This is a genomic window from Crocosphaera sp. XPORK-15E (genome assembly GCF_034931425.1).
Lineage (GTDB): Bacteria > Cyanobacteriota > Cyanobacteriia > Cyanobacteriales > Microcystaceae > UHCC-0190.
Map to the genome: position 1 here is coordinate 47,133 of NZ_JAYGHQ010000022.1, position 16,966 is coordinate 64,098.

The 16,966-nt window shown below is 42.0% G+C and carries 14 protein-coding genes; 11 read left to right on the top strand and 3 right to left on the bottom strand.

All coding sequences use genetic code 11. The features are described from left to right. The first annotated feature begins 68 nt into the window (after nucleotides 1-68). The 7 genes from pgm (at nucleotide 69) to VB691_RS21780 (ending at nucleotide 11,033) form a co-directional block, all read left to right on the top strand. Entirely contained in the window at nucleotides 69-1,730 is a 1,662-nt protein-coding gene (gene pgm / locus VB691_RS21750) for a phosphoglucomutase (alpha-D-glucose-1,6-bisphosphate-dependent) (protein WP_323293630.1), read from the top strand. A gap of 71 nt (nucleotides 1,731-1,801) precedes the next feature. Further along, nucleotides 1,802-3,076: a phosphopyruvate hydratase gene (gene eno / locus VB691_RS21755; RefSeq protein WP_323293631.1), complete on the top strand. Its 1,275-nt coding sequence runs from the start codon at nucleotides 1,802-1,804 to the stop codon at nucleotides 3,074-3,076. A gap of 78 nt (nucleotides 3,077-3,154) precedes the next feature. After that, entirely contained in the window at nucleotides 3,155-4,729 is a 1,575-nt protein-coding gene (locus VB691_RS21760) for a glucose-6-phosphate isomerase (RefSeq protein ID WP_323293632.1), read from the top strand. A gap of 424 nt (nucleotides 4,730-5,153) precedes the next feature. Beyond that, the gene (pyk, locus tag VB691_RS21765; protein WP_323293633.1) at nucleotides 5,154-6,578 is read left to right on the top strand and encodes a pyruvate kinase; all 1,425 of its coding nucleotides are present in this window, start codon (nucleotides 5,154-5,156) and stop codon (nucleotides 6,576-6,578) included. 2 nt (nucleotides 6,579-6,580) lie between these two features. Beyond that, nucleotides 6,581-8,494 carry a transketolase C-terminal domain-containing protein gene (locus VB691_RS21770; protein ID WP_323293634.1) on the top strand — a complete coding sequence of 638 codons (1,914 nt, stop codon included), beginning with the start codon at nucleotides 6,581-6,583 and terminating at the stop codon, nucleotides 8,492-8,494. 103 nt (nucleotides 8,495-8,597) lie between these two features. Beyond that, entirely contained in the window at nucleotides 8,598-9,293 is a 696-nt protein-coding gene (locus tag VB691_RS21775; RefSeq protein WP_323293635.1) for a 2,3-bisphosphoglycerate-dependent phosphoglycerate mutase, read from the top strand. A gap of 132 nt (nucleotides 9,294-9,425) precedes the next feature. Further along, nucleotides 9,426-11,033, top strand: coding sequence for an aspartate:alanine exchanger family transporter (locus VB691_RS21780; protein ID WP_323293636.1), 1,608 nt, complete (start codon nucleotides 9,426-9,428; stop codon nucleotides 11,031-11,033). Nucleotides 11,034-11,050: 17 nt separating this feature from the next. Here the strand turns inward: VB691_RS21780 and VB691_RS21785 are convergent, their stop codons facing one another. Together VB691_RS21785 and ppk1 are read right to left on the bottom strand one after the other, a co-directional pair. Next, complete coding sequence (locus VB691_RS21785; RefSeq protein WP_323293637.1) at nucleotides 11,051-11,278, bottom strand: hypothetical protein; 228 nt, start codon at nucleotides 11,276-11,278, stop codon at nucleotides 11,051-11,053. Nucleotides 11,279-11,568: 290 nt separating this feature from the next. Continuing rightward, entirely contained in the window at nucleotides 11,569-13,734 is a 2,166-nt protein-coding gene (gene ppk1 / locus VB691_RS21790; RefSeq protein WP_323293638.1) for a polyphosphate kinase 1, read from the bottom strand. Between the two features lie 152 nt (nucleotides 13,735-13,886). Between ppk1 and VB691_RS21795 the strand changes: the two genes are divergently transcribed. From VB691_RS21795 to VB691_RS21805, 3 genes are read left to right on the top strand one after another with little or no spacing between them, the layout of a single operon-like run. After that, nucleotides 13,887-14,177: a hypothetical protein gene (locus VB691_RS21795; protein ID WP_323293639.1), complete on the top strand. Its 291-nt coding sequence runs from the start codon at nucleotides 13,887-13,889 to the stop codon at nucleotides 14,175-14,177. A 57-nt stretch (nucleotides 14,178-14,234) separates the two neighbouring features. Next, complete coding sequence (locus VB691_RS21800; RefSeq protein WP_323293640.1) at nucleotides 14,235-14,621, top strand: cyclic nucleotide-binding domain-containing protein; 387 nt, start codon at nucleotides 14,235-14,237, stop codon at nucleotides 14,619-14,621. A 33-nt stretch (nucleotides 14,622-14,654) separates the two neighbouring features. Beyond that, a complete protein-coding gene (locus tag VB691_RS21805; RefSeq protein ID WP_323293641.1) occupies nucleotides 14,655-16,334 on the top strand; it encodes an NAD-binding protein in 1,680 nt (559 codons plus the stop codon). Here the strand turns inward: VB691_RS21805 and VB691_RS21810 are convergent. Then, the gene (locus tag VB691_RS21810; protein ID WP_323293642.1) at nucleotides 16,328-16,561 is read right to left on the bottom strand and encodes a hypothetical protein; all 234 of its coding nucleotides are present in this window, start codon (nucleotides 16,559-16,561) and stop codon (nucleotides 16,328-16,330) included. The genes VB691_RS21805 and VB691_RS21810 overlap by 7 nt on opposite strands. Before the next feature lie 76 nt (nucleotides 16,562-16,637). On the opposite strand from VB691_RS21810, the gene VB691_RS21815 reads away from it, so the two are divergent. Beyond that, nucleotides 16,638-16,808 carry a hypothetical protein gene (locus VB691_RS21815; RefSeq protein ID WP_323293643.1) on the top strand — a complete coding sequence of 57 codons (171 nt, stop codon included), beginning with the start codon at nucleotides 16,638-16,640 and terminating at the stop codon, nucleotides 16,806-16,808. Nucleotides 16,809-16,966 lie beyond the last annotated feature (158 nt).

Consider the following 16,966-nt stretch of genomic DNA (forward strand, 5'->3'; position numbering starts at 1 on the left):
CAAGAAAAAGTAACGAGAAAAGTAACGAGAAATAAAATAAATAAAATCCTCAATAACATAGTCACACAATGAAAACAAAAGAAAACAAGATTAGTCACCTAGCAGGTAAACCCGCGCCCGATGAAATTATCATCGATGTCGTTAAACTGAGAGAGCAATACTACGGTATTAAGCCCGATCCTGAAAATTCCCAACAACAGGTAACATTTGGCACATCTGGACATCGAGGATCTTCATCTTTAGGAACGTTTAATGAAGATCATGTTTTGGCCATGGCCCAAGCAGTAGCAGAATATCGTCAAAGTCAGGGAATAAACGGGCCTCTGTACTTGGGAATGGATACCCACGCCCTCTCGTCCCCGGCCCAAAAAACAACCCTAGAAGTTTTAGCGGCCCAAGGGGTAGAAGTTTGTTTAACGACAGAGGAAGGAGAGCGTCAATATACCCCAACACCTGCCGTTTCCCATGCTATTTTAAACTACAATCGCGGACGGACAGAAGGGTTAGCCGATGGCATTATAATTACCCCTTCACACAATCCCCCAACAGATGGCGGGTTTAAATATAATCCCCCGTCCGGTGGCCCAGCAAATCCAGAAATTACCCAATGGATTCAAAAAAGAGCCAACCAACTGCTAAAAGAAAACAATCGAGAGGTGAAGCGAATCCCCTATGAAAAGGCACTGACAGCTTCAACTACCCATCAATTTGATTTTATTACCCCCTATGTTAATGATCTCGACAAGATCATTGACATGAAACTTATTCAAGCTGCTGGCATCCGCATCGGGGCTGATCCTTTGGGCAGTGCTAATGTTGGCTATTGGCAACCGATCATTGACCGTTATCATCTCAATTTAGAGATAGTTAACCCCACAGTAGATCCTACCTTTAGCTTTATGACAGTGGATTGGGACGGTAAAATTCGCATGGATTGTTCCTCTCCTTACGCCATGGCCAATCTGGTTAAACTCAAAGACCAATATGACATCGCCTTCGGCAATGATACAGACTCAGATCGTCATGGTATTGTCACACCTCAAGGGGGACTGATGAATCCCAATCATTTCCTCTCGGTAGCCATCTGGTATTTATTCAGCCATCGTACCCATTGGCCTGCTACCAGTGCCATTGGGAAAACCATCGTTAGTAGTAGCTTAATAGATCGAGTGGCCAAGGACATAGGGCGCAAGCTTTGGGAAGTTCCAGTGGGCTTTAAATGGTTTGTCGATGGGTTATTAGATGGTTCTTTGGGCTTTGGGGGAGAAGAAAGTGCCGGGGCTTCTTTCCTACGCAAAGATGGCACGGTTTGGACGACGGATAAAGATGGTTTGATTATGGATTTATTGGCGGCAGAAGTCACCGCAAAAACCGGAAAAAATCCGCAACAACACTATCAAGAGTTGACTGCCCGCTTAGGAGAGTCATTCTACACCAGAATTGACGCACCTGCGACCCCAGCACAAAAATCCCGTCTTAGCGAACTTTCGCCCCAAGATGTCTCAGTAACTTCCCTCGCAGGAGAATCTATTACCGCGAAACTAACTAAAGCACCTGGCAACGATGCCCCCATTGGTGGCTTAAAAGTTGTCACAGAAGCAGGTTGGTTTGCGGCCCGTCCATCGGGGACAGAAAATGTCTATAAAATCTATGGCGAAAGTTTTAAAAGCCCATCCCATCTTGACCTCATCTTAGAAGAGGCCCAAACTATTGTTTCTAATGCCTTCTAAGTAGTCGGACATGAATAAACGACTCTGTATTAAGAAATATTAACCAAGCATTATTAGGAGACTTAAACTTCATGCGTATTAAATCCATCACTGCTGCCGAAATGCTCGATTCACGGGGAAATCCCACCCTTGAAGCCCAAGTGGTTCTCGAAGATGGCACAATGGGCAGTGCGCTTGTCCCATCAGGGGCTTCTACAGGAGAAAAAGAAGCGGTAGAACTGCGGGATGCAGATCCCAAACGTTATGGCGGAAAAGGGGTTCTTAAAGCTGTCGAAAATGCTAACGAGCATCTAGCCCCCGCCCTCATTGGTATGGATGTGACCGAACAACGGGCCATCGACCACACGATGATTACCATCGATGGAACGCCCAATAAAGCCAACATGGGAGCGAATGCCATTCTCGCTATTTCCTTAGCCGTTGCTCGTACAGCAGCTAATTATTTAAAAATGCCTCTTTATCGTTATTTAGGAGGGACAAATGCTTGTTTATTGCCCGTTCCTTGTATGAACGTTATCAATGGCGGGGTACACGCTGACAATACCATTGATTTCCAAGAATTTATGATTGCCCCCCACAATGCCCCTAGTTTTGCTGAGGCCATTCGGATGGGCGTAGAAACCTTTCACACCCTCAAAGGGTTGTTGAAAAAGAAAGGATTAAGTACAGGGATCGGGGATGAAGGCGGATTTGCCCCTAATTTAAAATCTAATGAAGAAGCGATCGAATTTATTATTGAAGCCATTGAAGCGGCAGGGTATAAACCAGGTGAAGATATTTCCATCTGTTTAGATCCAGCGACAGCAGAATTATGGAAAGATGGCAAATATTTGTTCTTTAAGTCCGATCAATCCACCAAAACCCCAGCAGAAATGGTGAAATTATGGGAAGATTGGGCGAATAAATATCCTATTGTTTCTCTGGAAGATGGCATGGGAGAAAATGACTGGGAAGGCTGGAAACTATTAACCGATGCTATTGGCGATCGCGTGGAATTAGTAGGAGATGACCTCTTTTGTACTAATGCGGAAATTTTAGCCAAAGGCATTCAAGCAGGTATTGCTAATTCTGTCTTGATTAAAGTCAACCAAATTGGTAGTTTAACGGAAACTCTAGACACCATTGAACTGGCCAAGAAACATAATTATAAATGTTTTGTTTCTCATCGTTCCGGTGAAACAGAAGATACAACCATTGCGGATTTAGTGGTAGCAACCGGGGTCGGACAAATTAAAACAGGTTCCGGTTGTCGCGGCGAACGGATCGCTAAATTTAACCAACTTTTACGCATTGAAAGGCAATTAGGTAAAACCGCCCGTTTTGCCGGAAAATCAGCTTTTTCATAAAGGATAAGGCTATTCGTTTTTCTGAAAAGCCTGACGACAGAAGCTTTTTGCTATCTATACTGACTAGCGGACTGAATTATGAACCTCTGGCAACGTTATCAAGATTGGCTATATTATCACCAAGGGCTAGACCTTTACCTTGATCTTAGCCGAATGCGCTTTGAAACCAGCTTATTTGAAAGCCTAAAACCCCGATTTGCTAAAGCTTTTCAAGAAATGGAGGCGTTAGAAAAGGGTGCGATCGCTAATCCCGATGAAAATCGCATGGTAGGGCATTATTGGTTACGAGATCCCGATATTGCGCCGCCAGAACTAAAAAAAGAGATTATCGATAATCTCGAAGCCATTGAAGCTTTTGTGCAAAAAGTCCATCAAGGCACGATTAAACCCCCAGAAGCGGATAAATTTACCGATATTCTTTCCATCGGCATTGGGGGATCAGCCCTCGGCCCAGAATTCGTTGCTGAATCTTTAGCCCCTGACTTTCCGCCCCTTGCCATTCACTTTATTGATAATACTGACCCAGCAGGGATAGATCGAGTTTTAAATCGTCTCAAAGACCGTTTAAAGAGTACCTTGGTGATTATTGCCAGTAAGTCAGGGGGAACCCCCGAAACCCGTAACGGAATGCTGGAGGTCAAATGGGCTTATGAACAGCTTGGCTTGAATTTTCCTGCCCATGCTGTCGCCATTACAATGATTGGTAGCAAAATGGACGAATTAGAACGTCTGGAAGGCTGGTTAGCTGAATTTCCCATGTTTGACTGGGTGGGGGGACGTACCTCAGAAATGTCGTCGGTGGGGTTACTTTCTGCTGCCTTATTGGGCATTAATATTCGAGAGTTACTGGAGGGGGCCAAAGAAATGGATACCGCCACTCGAATTAAAGATGTAAAAAATAATCCGGCGGCTCTTTTGGCCTTTGCTTGGTATTATAGCGGTGATGGCCAGGGTAAAAAAGATATGGTAATTTTGCCCTACAAAGATAGTCTCCTGCTGTTTTCTCGCTATTTACAACAATTAGTGATGGAATCCTTGGGCAAAGAAAAAGATCTTGATGGTAAGATTGTGCATCAAGGGTTGGCGGTATATGGCAATAAAGGTTCTACTGATCAACACGCCTATGTCCAGCAATTACGGGAAGGCATTCCTAACTTTTTTGCCACCTTTATTGAGGTATTAGAAGATCGTCCAGGAAAATCTTTAGAAGTTGAACCTGATGCTACTTCAGGGGATTTTTTGTCTGGTTTCTTATTAGGAACGCGACAAGCTTTATATGATAATCAGCGAGATTCTATCACCATTACTATTCCTCAAGTCAATCCTCGAACTGTGGGGGCTTTAATTGCTCTCTATGAAAGGGCTGTGGGGTTGTATGCCTTTCTCGTTAATATCAATGCTTATCATCAACCAGGAGTAGAAGCAGGCAAGAAAGCGGCTGCCTCAATTTTAAGCTTACAGCGAGACATTTTAGGGGTTCTCAAAAACTCCGCTACATCCTTAAGTATTGCAGAACTGGCTGAGAAAGCAGGAACAACAGAGCAAATTGAAACGGTTTATCAACTTGTCAGACATTTATCTGCCAATGAACGAGGGGTAACATTAACAGGCGATCGCTCTCAACCCGCTAATTTGACTGTCTCCTACAAGTAAGTCGGTACAGACAATTAATGACACAAAAGATTGTAGGAGCAGGTTTTTGTAGGGTCGGGTTTTTCACAGGAGTTAAGCTTAGACGCATTTAACCTGCGTTTTTCCACACCACAAACCCTTGCCGTGGCTAACCCAATGAGACAAACTAAATGCGTCTAAGCTTATGATTCTCACAAATACTGGTGTTTAACCGGATTTGATATTAATTGTGTTTCATCACTTAATGTTTCAAAAATTAGTTGTATCGCCATGTTAAAAAGCCGTTGACCCCTACACAGACAAGGTTTCAGAGGTAATAAATGTCCTAACCTTAATGGGTAATGCTATAGCTCGAACTCAGGCTCAGAGCTAGACAAAAACCTAGTTTCATTGAACTCACGTTTTTCAAAATTCTGCAATCTATCAATTCCAGACACAATCGTTTATGAAACCATTAAATTTTCGCACCAAAATCGTGGCCACCATTGGGCCAGCCAGTAATTCCCCCGATGTGCTGCGTCAAATGATGCTGGCGGGCATGAGTGTCGCTCGACTTAACTTTTCCCACGGTAGCTATGAAGATCATGGTCAAATGGTCAAATTACTGCGTCAGCTTTCCCAAGAATTAGACTTGCCTCTAACCATTTTACAAGACTTACAGGGGCCTAAAATTCGGGTGGGAGAACTACCAAAAGAAGGAATAACCTTAAAAGAAGGTTCATCTCTGACCTTAGTTCCCTTAGCTGAGTGGAATAACCAAGCTAATACTGTTGGTATTGATTATCCCTACGTTGCCGAAGAAGCCCAACAAGGTACACAAGTTTTACTTGATGATGGATTATTAGAGTTAAGCGTTCAAACTGTCCAAGGCAATGCAGTGACTTGTAAAGTCGTTGGTGGAGGCATTCTCAAAAGCCATAAAGGGGTAAACTTTCCCTCCCTAACATTACGACTGCCTTCCATGACGGAAAAAGACAAAAAAGATTTGGAATTTGGTATTTCTCAAGGAGTTGATATCATTTCCTTGAGTTTTGTTCGTCAAGCAGAAGATATTAAAACCCTCAAAGCCTTTTTAGAGGCGAAAAAGGTTGATATTCCTGTTTTAGCTAAAATTGAAAAACCTCAAGCCATTGAGCATTTAGAAGCTATTGTGGATGAATGCGATGCTATTATGGTGGCCAGGGGAGACTTGGGGGTAGAAATGCGTCCCGAAAAAGTGCCTCTCTTGCAAAAACACATTATTCGGATGTGTAATCAAAAGGGCATTCCGGTGATCACCGCTACTCAGATGCTAGATAGTATGATTCGTAACCCTCGTCCTACCCGTGCTGAAGCGAGTGACGTGGCCAATGCCATTATTGATGGTACAGATGCGGTGATGCTTTCAGGGGAATCTGCCATCGGCGATTTTCCCGTACAAGCCGTTACCATGTTAGCTAGTATTGCCCGTGATATTGAGCCAGAAATCACCTTTACTAACTATCCCCCCCGCCATAAAGATAAGGCCGACGCTTTAGCTGAAGCCCTTAATGCCATTGATAAAGTGCTAGATCTTCAGTGTATTGTTACTTTCACAGAAACAGGATACTCGGCTAAATTGGCGGCGGCTGAACGTCCCAAGGTTCCGGTGGTGGCTTTAACCCCCAATTTAGAAGTTTATCATCATCTTAATCTAGTTTGGGGGGTACGTCCCGTTCTGTTTCAATACGATGAGCTTACCTTAGAAGCGTTGCTCAAAAAGATGGAATCAGAATTATTAAAGCGCAATTTTGTTGCTCAAGGAGATCAAGTCTTAATTTTGGGGGGTTTGCCCTTGAGACAAGCTAGAAGCACTAGCTTTCTTGATATTTATACCATTGGAGAGAATTAATAATGATAGCAACAACAACCCCATTTCCTATTGATTTAAGAGCTTATCAACCTTTAGCTCTAGATTTCAACCAGCCGGAATTAACTTCGTCACAAAAAGAAACCCTCAAAGCCAATATTCAACTCTGTCGAGACGCGATCGTTTTTTTTACCGCGACTGGTGCAGCTAGGGGTGTTGGCGGACATACAGGCGGCCCTTACGATACTGTGCCTGAAGTGATGATCCTTGATGCCTTCTTTCGAGGTTCACCTGACAAATTTGTTCCTATTTTCTTTGATGAAGCGGGACACCGCGTTGCTACCCAATACCTAATGGCAGTATTACGGGGTCATTTGAATGCCGAAACCCTGCTGCATTACCGAGAAGCCCATTTTAAACTTCCTGGACACCCAGAACTTGGTCTTACTCCTGGTGTACAATTCAGTTCTGGACGTTTAGGACACCTGTGGCCCTATGTTAACGGTGTGGCTAAGGCTAATCCTAATAAAATTGTCTTCTGTCTGGGTTCTGATGGAGCGCAGCAAGAAGGGGATGATTCTGAGGCTGCCCGTTTTGCGGTTGCTCACAATCTTAATGTCAAATTAGTCATTGATGATAACGATGTGACCATTGCTGGCCATCCTTCCAAATATCAAAAGGGTTACGACCTTAGCCGCACTTTAGGGGGACACGGATTAGCCACCTTTGCGGGAGAAGGAGAAGATCTCGATAATCTCTACCGTCGCCTTCACCAAGCCGTAACTACGGACGGGCCTGTAGCCGTAATTAACTGGCGCAGAATGTGCGTTGGTATTGAAGGGTTGGAAGGTTCACCCCATGGCCATGATGTCATCCCTTTAGATTTAGCGATCGCACACTTAGAAAAACGGGGTCAAGATGGGGCAGTAGCTTACCTCAAGAGTATCCCTAAAGGCAAAAATCCCTATACTTATCTCGGTTCTGGCACTAAGATGGGGTCGAACCGTAATATCTTCGGTGATACGGTGGTTTCTCTCCTCAGTGGCATGAGTGAAACGGAACGCAAGGAAAAGGTACTCTGTGTCGATAGCGACTTAGAAGGGTCTTGTGGACTTCAACAAATTCGTCAAGCCTATCCCGAAATCTTCATCAGTGGTGGGATTATGGAACGGGCTAATTTTTCTGCGGCGGCGGGTTTTGGCATGGAGAAGGGAAAACAGGGCATTTTTGCCACTTTTAGTGCTTTTTTAGAGATGTGCATCTCGGAAATCACTATGGCACGGCTTAACTTCTCAAACGTTCTCTGTCATTTTTCCCATGCGGGCATTGATGACATGGCGGACAATACCTGCCACTTCGGTTTAAATAATATGTTTGCCGACAATGGACTAGAAGACGGCTATGAAACGCGCCTCTACTTTCCGGCAGATGCTGGACAGATGAAGGCTTGTGTCAAAGCCGTTTTTAACGATCCAGGACTGCGCTTTATCTTTTCAACTCGTTCCAAAGTTCCTAACTTATTAGATGCCCAAGGTAAAGATCTCTACGGGGAAGGTTATACCTTTACATCTGGTAAGGATGAGGTTGTCAGGGAAGGAACGGCGGGTTATATCGTTAGTTTTGGTGAGGGGCTGTATCGTGCTTTAGATGCCGTAGAAAGACTGAAGCAGGAAGGGGTTGAGGTCGGCTTAATTAATAAATCTACCTTAAACGTGGTTGATGAGGAAATGATGCAAAAAATTGGTCAATCTCCCTTTGTGGTGGTGGTAGAAGCTTTTAACCGCCGTACCGGACTTGGTAGCCGTTTTGGCACTTGGTTATTGGAACGAGGCTATTCGCCTAAATATGCTTATCTCGGAACTTACCGAGAGGGTTGTGGAGGACTCTGGGAGCAATATCCTCATCAGGGAATTGATCCTGATGGCATCATTAGCCATGTCGAACAATTACTTTCTTAACTCAGGTTTCTTAATTTTCATACCATTGGAGAGCAGAGTTTAACAAGATTTCTAGAAAAGTCAAAGGTTAATTTTTTACAAGAGGATGGAGGGTTAGAAAATTATGGCTAAACTCATTTTGATTCGACATGGACAAAGTTTATGGAATGCTGCCAATAAATTTACGGGATGGGTTGATGTTCCCTTGAGTGAGCAGGGGCGGGCCGAGGCCACCATCGCCTCTTGTAAATTACGGGATTATCGGGTTGATGTTTGTTTTACCAGTATGCTGTTTCGTGCTATTGAAACAGCCGTAATTTGTTTAACGGAGGTCGATGACATCTGCGGTGGCAAAATTCCCATTATTAAGCATAATGCCGATGATGAAGCATGGCATGGCTGGGATAAATACGACGGAGATCCCAAAGACGAATTACCGATTTTTCTCAGTGCTGCCCTTGATGAGCGTTACTATGGCGATTTACAAGGGTTAAACAAAACTGAAACTGTCAAGAAATTTGGGACTGAACAAGTCCATACTTGGCGACGTTCCTATGATGTTCCTCCCCCTGGTGGAGAGAGTCTCGAAGATACTCGTCATCGAGCTTTGCCCTTTTTCCGTGAGCGTATCCTCAAACATATTATTGAGGGAGACAATGTTTTGATCGCTGCTCATGGCAATTCGCTGCGGTCGATTATTATGGAACTAGAAAATATTTCTGAGGAGGACATTCCTAATTTGGAACTAGGTACTGGAGTTCCCATTGTTTATGATATGGATCAATCGGGCAAAGTCATCGATAAAAAAGTTTTGAAATAGCATTCTGCTTGTACAAAAAGGGTAAAACCACTCGCTTTACTACTTCACTAATTAGACAGAACTTACCCCTTTTACCCTATGAAACTTGAAATCATTGATCTTCTGAAAAATCATCCAGAGCTAGTGCTTTTTGTGTTGCTGGCACTATCTTATCTGATTGGCAGAATCAAAATTGGTCAGCTTAACCTGGGTGCGCCTCCAGGAATGCTGATCGCAGGACTTGTCCTCGGTGCATTAGGTTTTACGGTTTTTCCTGGAATTCAAACTATTGGGCTGTTCCTGTTTCTCTACGCGGTGGCTTTTCAGGCAGGTCCTAGCTTTTTTTCGGTGGTCATGGCTGATGGCTTAAACTATGCTAGTTTGGCAGCGATCGCCACCCTAGTTGGTTTTGTCCTCACCTATGGGGCAACGCTCATTTTTCAATTTGATCCTGGCGTTGCCGCCGGACTCCTAACAGGTTCTCTGACCACTCCAGCAGGACTAGCAGCAGCATTAGATGTGATGCGAGCAGGGGAAGTACCTCTGCCTCCCGGTTTAACAACAGAACAGGTGTTGCAAAATATCAATGTTACCTATGCCCTAACCTTTCTCGTGGCGGACATTGCAGTCATCTTGCTTAGTCGTAACCTACCTAGATTGTTTCGTTTTGATCTTCGCGCAGAATCTTTTAGAACAGCCCAAGAAAAACATATTGAGGAGAAGCCAAAAGCCCCCAACTGGTCTCTGACCCTAAGAGCCTACGAAGTCCAAACACAAGAGATGATAAACAAGACCATCACTGACCTGCAAGAACTTTCGCAATGCACGGTGTTGGCACACAAGCGCGATGGAATGGTTATGGAATTTCAGCCCAATACCTTACTGCATAAAGGCGATCGCTTGGCCATTTGGGGTAAAGTCGAACGACAAGACTGGTTGGACGACCTGATGGGGGCAGAAGTTGCTGATGAAGATTTACTATCGTCTAAAATTGTCAATCGAGATGTCATTGTGACTAAACCGGAAGCTTTCGGTAAATCTCTTTATGAACTCGACATCACCCAACAATATGCCTGTTACCCTCTACGACTCTCCCGATCTGGCATTGACCTAGCCCTTACCCCGACGGTGACCCTATCCAGGGGAGATGTTTTAACGCTGTCGGGTCCTCAGATTTGGCTGGATAAACTGGCGAGTCAAATTGGTTTCTTTGAGCAGGACATAAATGCTACTGATCTGCTCACCTGTTCCCTGGGCATCATTGTGGGATTCTTAATTGGGCAAATTAGCTTCAGTGTCGGTGGCATTGCCATTGGACTAGGAACCTCTGGTGGACTATTGCTGATGGGACTGATTCTCGGCTATCTTCGCTCAACTCATCCCTCCTTCGGGCGTATTCCTCCTGCTACTCTATGGGTGTTTAAGGAATTAGGCTTGCTGTTGTTTTTGGAAGGGGTCGGTATTAGTGCTGGACAGGGGTTGGTGACGGCAATGCAGTCTCAAGGTCTTGTTCTCTTACTTTGTAGTCTCTTAATTTCCACAATGCCAGTAATCGTCGCCTTTCTGTTTGGGCTTCACTATCTAAAAATGAATCCCGCATTACTTCTTGGAGCCGTAACTGGTTCAGTCACCTGTACCCCCGCCATGGCAGCCGTCAGCAGCGATGCCAAAAGCTCCATTCCTACCATCGGTTATGCAGGTACTTATGCTTTTGCCACCGTACTCTGTGCGATTGTAGGCAGTATTATGGCGCATTTATAAATAACATTTATTCAAATTCAGCAATCCCCAATTCCTAATTGATGCTTAGAATTTTCTAGTTGCTCCCAAAGTGAATGAATTTGTGCATAAGCTTCACTAGGAGAAATTTTACCGTTGGTTTCTAAACCACAAATGTAGCCAATTCCCACGACAAATTCTTGAAGATTACTGTTAAAAACTAATTTTTCTGGTTTGACTTGACCATAGTAAGGACTTTTGGGGTTGAGAAATTCGGACTTGTCCATGTTTAACTCACTGGCATTATGCCGATAAATCGTGATTTCTTTGTTGCTAATTTGAGTCTACATAGCAATCCTAAATGATGTGTAAGATTTCCTAACCCCTATTATATGAGATATTTTCTCACAATTGAAATAGGACTGCTATGGAATGATTCAGGTTAACTTATGTCGATCAATAAGCTTAGACGCATTTAACCTGCTTTTTTACACACCTCAAACCATTGCTGTGGCTAACTCAATGATACAAACTAAATGCGTCTAAGCTTAACATAAGTCTTGCCAGAACCTTTTTGTCAATAATCTAATTGAGCCGCTTTTTCCATAAAGATCTGTTGTGCATTCCTTTCTGGTTCATCGTTTTCAGGATAACGTTGACGATAAGAGCCATCTGATTGCAGTTCCCAAGCTTGACGGTTATCTGACCAAAAAATATCTAACATATCTCTCAAATTTTTCGCCAAATCTGGGTCATCAACAGGTGTCACCACTTCAACCCGTCGATCTAGGTTTCGCGGCATCCAATCAGCACTGCCGATAAAGATTTCGCTTTGTGTGTCATTGTGAAAATAAAAAATGCGTGAATGTTCCAAATAGCGACCAATAATGCTAATTACCTGAATATTTTCGCTTACCCCTTCTATCCCAGGTCGTAAACAGCAAATTCCTCGTATAATCAGTTTGATCTCTACCCCTGCTCTAGAAGCTTCATATAAGGCTTGAATCAATTGAGGATCAACGAGGGAATTCATTTTAGCAATAATTTGAGCCGATTTCCCTTGTTTTGCTTGTTCAATTTCCCTCTGAATTAAACTGATTAAACGGGGTCTGAGACTAAATGGGGCAACGAGCAATTTACGATAAGATTGCTGTTGAGAAAATCCAGTGAGATAGTTAAACAGATCAGTCAAATCTTCTCCCAGTTCTTCACGACAACTAAAAACACCAACATCTGTGTAGAGTTTGGCTGTTTTAGAATTATAGTTGCCTGTCCCAATATGGACATAACGGCGAAGGACTTGATCTTCTTTTCTAACCACTAATACGGTTTTTGTATGAGTTTTTAGTCCGACCAACCCATAAACGACATGAACTCCCGCCGCTTCTAATTCTCGCGCCCAATTAATATTACTTTCTTCATCAAACCTTGCTTTTAACTCCACTAAGGCGGCGACTTGTTTTTGATTTTGGGCGGCTTTAATCAACGCTTTGATAATAGGCGAATCCCCTGATGTTCGATACAAAGTCATTTTAATTGCTAGTACCTGGGGATCGTCAGCCGCTTGGGTAATAAACAGTTCCACCGAATCAGCAAAGGATTCATAGGGATGATGAACCAGTAAATCCCCTTGTCGAATTACGCCAAAAACATCTTTTTTTTGTGCTAATTGGGGATAGTCTTCTTCTTGAGATGTTGGATAATTATTAACTGGTTTAAGACGGGGAGGAATCACCGCAGTCCAAAGGGGATCTTTGAGTTCTGGTAAAGGCATAGACAAGAAAAACATCAAGTCTTTTAAGTTTAATAGTCCTGGTATTTCATAAACTTCCTGGGAACTTATTTGTAATCCTTTCATTAACATTTCTTTAATGAAAGATGAGGCTGATTGTTCAATTTCCAAACGAACGGTAAACCCCTGAAAATGACGTTTACTAATTTCTTGTTGAATGGCTATCAGTAAGTCATCGGCTTCATCTTCTTGCACCGGAAAATCTGCATCTCTGGTAAGACGAAACAAACAAGTGTCTTTGATCTTCATTCCAGGAAACAAAAACGATAAGTTATCTGCAATAACTTGTTCTAAGGGAACCCCCACCCAAACCCCTGTTCCCAAGTCTCCCTGCCAGAAGTCTGAGGGTAAGGGAATAAAGCGGGGTAATAAGTCAATGGGAACTTTTACCCTGGCAAAATTTTCTTTTTGGGTACTCGGATTTTCGACCGTAACAGCCAAGTTTAAACTTAAGTTGGCCATTGTGGGAAAGGGGTGTCCTGGATCGACGGCTAAAGGCGTTAATACTGGAAAAATTTGTTGTTTAAAATAATCTTGAAGATATTGAATCTGTTGAGCCTCAAGGTCTGTATAATTCAACAAGTGAACCCCGACTCTAGTAAGTTGAGGCCGTAGTTCTTGCTCAAACTGTTGGTGCTGTTTCGTGATCGATGGTCGGAGCTTCTTTTCAATGGCTTCTAGCTGCTCTTGAGGAGTCAACCCGTCTGGGGTTAATTGGCTAACTTGCGCTTCTACTTGTTCTTTGAGGGTTGATACCCGAATCATGAAGAACTCATCTAGGTTTGAACTGAAAATGGCACTAAATTTCAAACGTTCTAATAAAGGTGTTCGATGATCTTCAGATTCGTGTAGCACTCTTTTGTTAAATTCCAGCCAACTTATTTCTCGATTTAAGTAATATTTTTGATCTTTTAAATTGAGCGACCCAGATTCTTTCTCGGTTTTAGGCATTTCTTTGAGCAAAATGTATTTCCTGAATCCTAGTTCTTCAAGTTTAAGAGAACTTTATCTAGGTTAAGGTCAAAAAAATTTCTTCTTGAAAAGATCCAGAAGCAGCATAAAATGTTCTGTGTCCACCAGTTTTCTCCCAATAGTTCTTCGATATGGAAAATCAAAAGCCCCAATGGACTATGACTGAACATTCTATTTTGGCGATCGCCACAGAAATGCACACTCATTTCCGCGATTTACAATCTTATTACAAAATTGCCAAAGGAAATTTATTAAGTCAGATGGAATCTGCTTCTGATGAGCAACAGGTTCTCTCCCTTCAAGAACAGCTTTGTGAAGTTGAAGAAAAACTTACTTTTTTTCATGTTCTCAATAATTCTATTTCTACCGTTGATACTGTTTTGCATACTCCCAACATGATTACTGAATTTAAAACACATTAGTCGGATTATGAACAGTTGATTATTTAATCGTCTCTGACCTCTTTTTGATTGAAAACTATGTTAAATCCCATTGAAACTGTGAAGCTTTTTGAATCTCAACCAGAACTCAATTTCGCCTCTGGGGAGATTATTTTTCAAGAAGGCGACCAAGGACAGGTGATGTATGGCATTGTTGAAGGTGAAGTGGAAATGTCGATTCATGGACATATCCTTGAAGTTATTAAACAGGGTGATGTTTTTGGACAAGGTGCATTGGTTCATGAAGATTACCTTCGAGCTTCTGCTGCCATCGCTAAAACTGATTGCCAACTGGCCTGTTTGGATCGAGAACATTTTTTGTTCGCTGTTCAACAAACTCCCATGTTTGCTTTAGAAGTCATGAAAAGTTATTCAGATCGTCATCGCTTACTCAAGCAACTCGTGGACAGTCTTCTGACTATTTAACCTCGAATTGGTAAAAATCCCCAAAACCCTAAGATGTTTCAAGAGATAACACTGTTTCTCGTTTGTGGATTAGGAAGTCTTGGACAACATTGCGTAATGGCTCTCAAAAAATTTGGCGTGAGAGTTATTGCCATTGAACAAACTATCCCAAAAACTTGGGACTTTCCTGAATTCCCTCAACAATTAGAAGAACTAATTATCGGAGATTGTCGTCAAATTGAAATCTTAGAAAGGGCCAGATTACAAAAGTGTCGCTCTGTCTTAATTGTTACCAGTGATGAAGAAGTCAATGCCCAAACTGCGTTAACAGTTCGAGAGATTAATTCTCAGATTCGTCTGGTGGTTCGTTCGGGGCAAGAAAACTTAAACCAACTGCTTAATCAACAATTAGGAAACTTTTTTGCAGATGAACCAACTCAACTTACTGCCGCTGCCTTTGCTTTAGCTGGTTTAGGGGATGAAACTATTGGTTTTTTTACTTTAAATAATCATCGCTTACAAGTTGTTAAACATCTAGTTAAATCTGATGATCCTTGGTTTTATCGCTCCGACAAACTTCATGAATTAAATAATAAAAAACGTCATATTTTGGCTCATTTTTCTGAGCCTTCTCTCAATTTTCAAGGGTTTAATCAATGGGAAGCTAATACCCAATTAAAACCAGGAGATACTCTCATTTATGTAGAATTAGTGGAAGAATTTTTTCAGGGACTTTCTTCTAGTTTAAGTAAATCTCGAAAGCAACGACATCAGTGGAAAGACAAACTTAAAAAGTTTATTAATCGTTTTAAATTAGAATTATGGCAACTAGGAAGTTTTAGCTTATTGCGTCAAGTTCGCACCGTAATATTAGTTTGTACAATCTTGGTTCTACTGTTGCTAATTATCGGAACATTCCTCTTTAATTCTTATTATCCTGAAACGACACTTCTTTCTGGGTTTTATGCCACAGTAATCTTATTATTAGGGGGTTATGCTGATCTTTTTGGAGACTTTCAACCCGTTAGTTCTATGCCCCCTTGGTTACAATTTTTTGCTCTTAGTCTTACCATTATTGGCACTGTTTTTGTCGGGGTTTTATATGCTGCTTTAACCGAAGCCTTATTATCAGCTAAATTTCAGTTACTTCGCACTCGTCCTCCTATTCCGCAAAAAGACCACTTAGTCATTGTTGGTTTAGGGAAAGTCGGTCAACGAGTTGCATCCTATTTAAACGAAATAAAACAACCCCAGGTCGCCATTACCTTTAATCCTGATTTTGATCGGACAATTCTCCCAAATATTCCCCTAATTATTGGCAATTTAAAAGAGTCTTTAACCCAGGCTCATCTTAGTACGGCAAAGAGTATCATTATCACCACTGATAATGAAATGTTAAATCTAGAAATTGCTTTGATGACAAGACTGATTAATCCTGATAGTCGTTTAGTCATTGGTGCTTACAGAAAAGGATTAAGTGAAAGGTTAACTCTTCTCCTCAAAAATACTCAGGTTATTAGTTCTTATTCCGTTCCTAACCAAGATGCTGCCTTTGACGGCTCTAATGCAATCTCCCGGATTTCTGGTTGTAATTTGGCATTAGCAAGAAGCTTGATGAAGTCCTTTCCCAAAACTTTACCGATGCCATTTTATCAACATCAAGCTCAATATTTATTGCGGGAGTTAAGCAAGTTTTTGATTAAAGCAGAATTAATTGATCTCTTTGATCATTGAGTATTTAGCAGTTGAATAAGTCTTTTTTTTCTTTCCGGATCTAACTTTTCCCATAGTAAGTCATAAGCAGACAGCCTCATCTGTCCTTTTTCATTATTCAGTATTTGAATCGCCAGTAATAACCCTTCTTCTCCATAGTTTAAAAGACTACTCTGGGCCTCCGATAAGGCAGATATTTTCGCTTGTTGTGATGTACTTAGTCTTTGATGCGATAGGTTATTCAACATAATTTAACTCACATCGGAATCAAGGGCTTGATGGAACCTTTTTTGATTATACCAACGAGTCATTACCATCGGATTAATGGGATTATGGGATGCCCCTCGAAGTGGAAGAAAAAGAAAATGGCGATCCGAAAATATAGAAGAACTTACGAAACAATTAGATAAAGAACCAAGAACTTACAATCGTACCCAGTTGTTAGAAATCTTAGATACATTAAATGGAGTCTATTTAATCTGGGAGTTACTATAGCAATCAGGGTAATAAATCGGGGAATTAGTCAGTGTACCCTGGCTAGTTTATTATAAATTCTGTTCAATGAGACAGAATCTAGCAGCTTCTTCTGCGGCTTTTTGAGTATAGTAAATTCCTTTGGGTTCAAAGATTTTGCCAAACTATTCCTCATTTTC

Coding starts and splice junctions, on each gene's coding strand:
- VB691_RS21785 (WP_323293637.1), bottom strand. CDS start 11,278: ATGGACAAGTCCGAATTTCTCAACCCCAAAAGTCCTTACTATGGTCAA.
- VB691_RS21815 (WP_323293643.1), top strand. CDS start 16,638: ATGGGATTATGGGATGCCCCTCGAAGTGGAAGAAAAAGAAAATGGCGA.
- eno (WP_323293631.1), top strand. CDS start 1,802: ATGCGTATTAAATCCATCACTGCTGCCGAAATGCTCGATTCACGGGGA.
- ppk1 (WP_323293638.1), bottom strand. CDS start 13,734: ATGCCTAAAACCGAGAAAGAATCTGGGTCGCTCAATTTAAAAGATCAA.
- VB691_RS21775 (WP_323293635.1), top strand. CDS start 8,598: ATGGCTAAACTCATTTTGATTCGACATGGACAAAGTTTATGGAATGCT.
- VB691_RS21795 (WP_323293639.1), top strand. CDS start 13,887: ATGGAAAATCAAAAGCCCCAATGGACTATGACTGAACATTCTATTTTG.
- pgm (WP_323293630.1), top strand. CDS start 69: ATGAAAACAAAAGAAAACAAGATTAGTCACCTAGCAGGTAAACCCGCG.
- VB691_RS21800 (WP_323293640.1), top strand. CDS start 14,235: ATGTTAAATCCCATTGAAACTGTGAAGCTTTTTGAATCTCAACCAGAA.
- VB691_RS21760 (WP_323293632.1), top strand. CDS start 3,155: ATGAACCTCTGGCAACGTTATCAAGATTGGCTATATTATCACCAAGGG.
- VB691_RS21770 (WP_323293634.1), top strand. CDS start 6,581: ATGATAGCAACAACAACCCCATTTCCTATTGATTTAAGAGCTTATCAA.
- VB691_RS21805 (WP_323293641.1), top strand. CDS start 14,655: ATGTTTCAAGAGATAACACTGTTTCTCGTTTGTGGATTAGGAAGTCTT.
- pyk (WP_323293633.1), top strand. CDS start 5,154: ATGAAACCATTAAATTTTCGCACCAAAATCGTGGCCACCATTGGGCCA.
- VB691_RS21810 (WP_323293642.1), bottom strand. CDS start 16,561: ATGTTGAATAACCTATCGCATCAAAGACTAAGTACATCACAACAAGCG.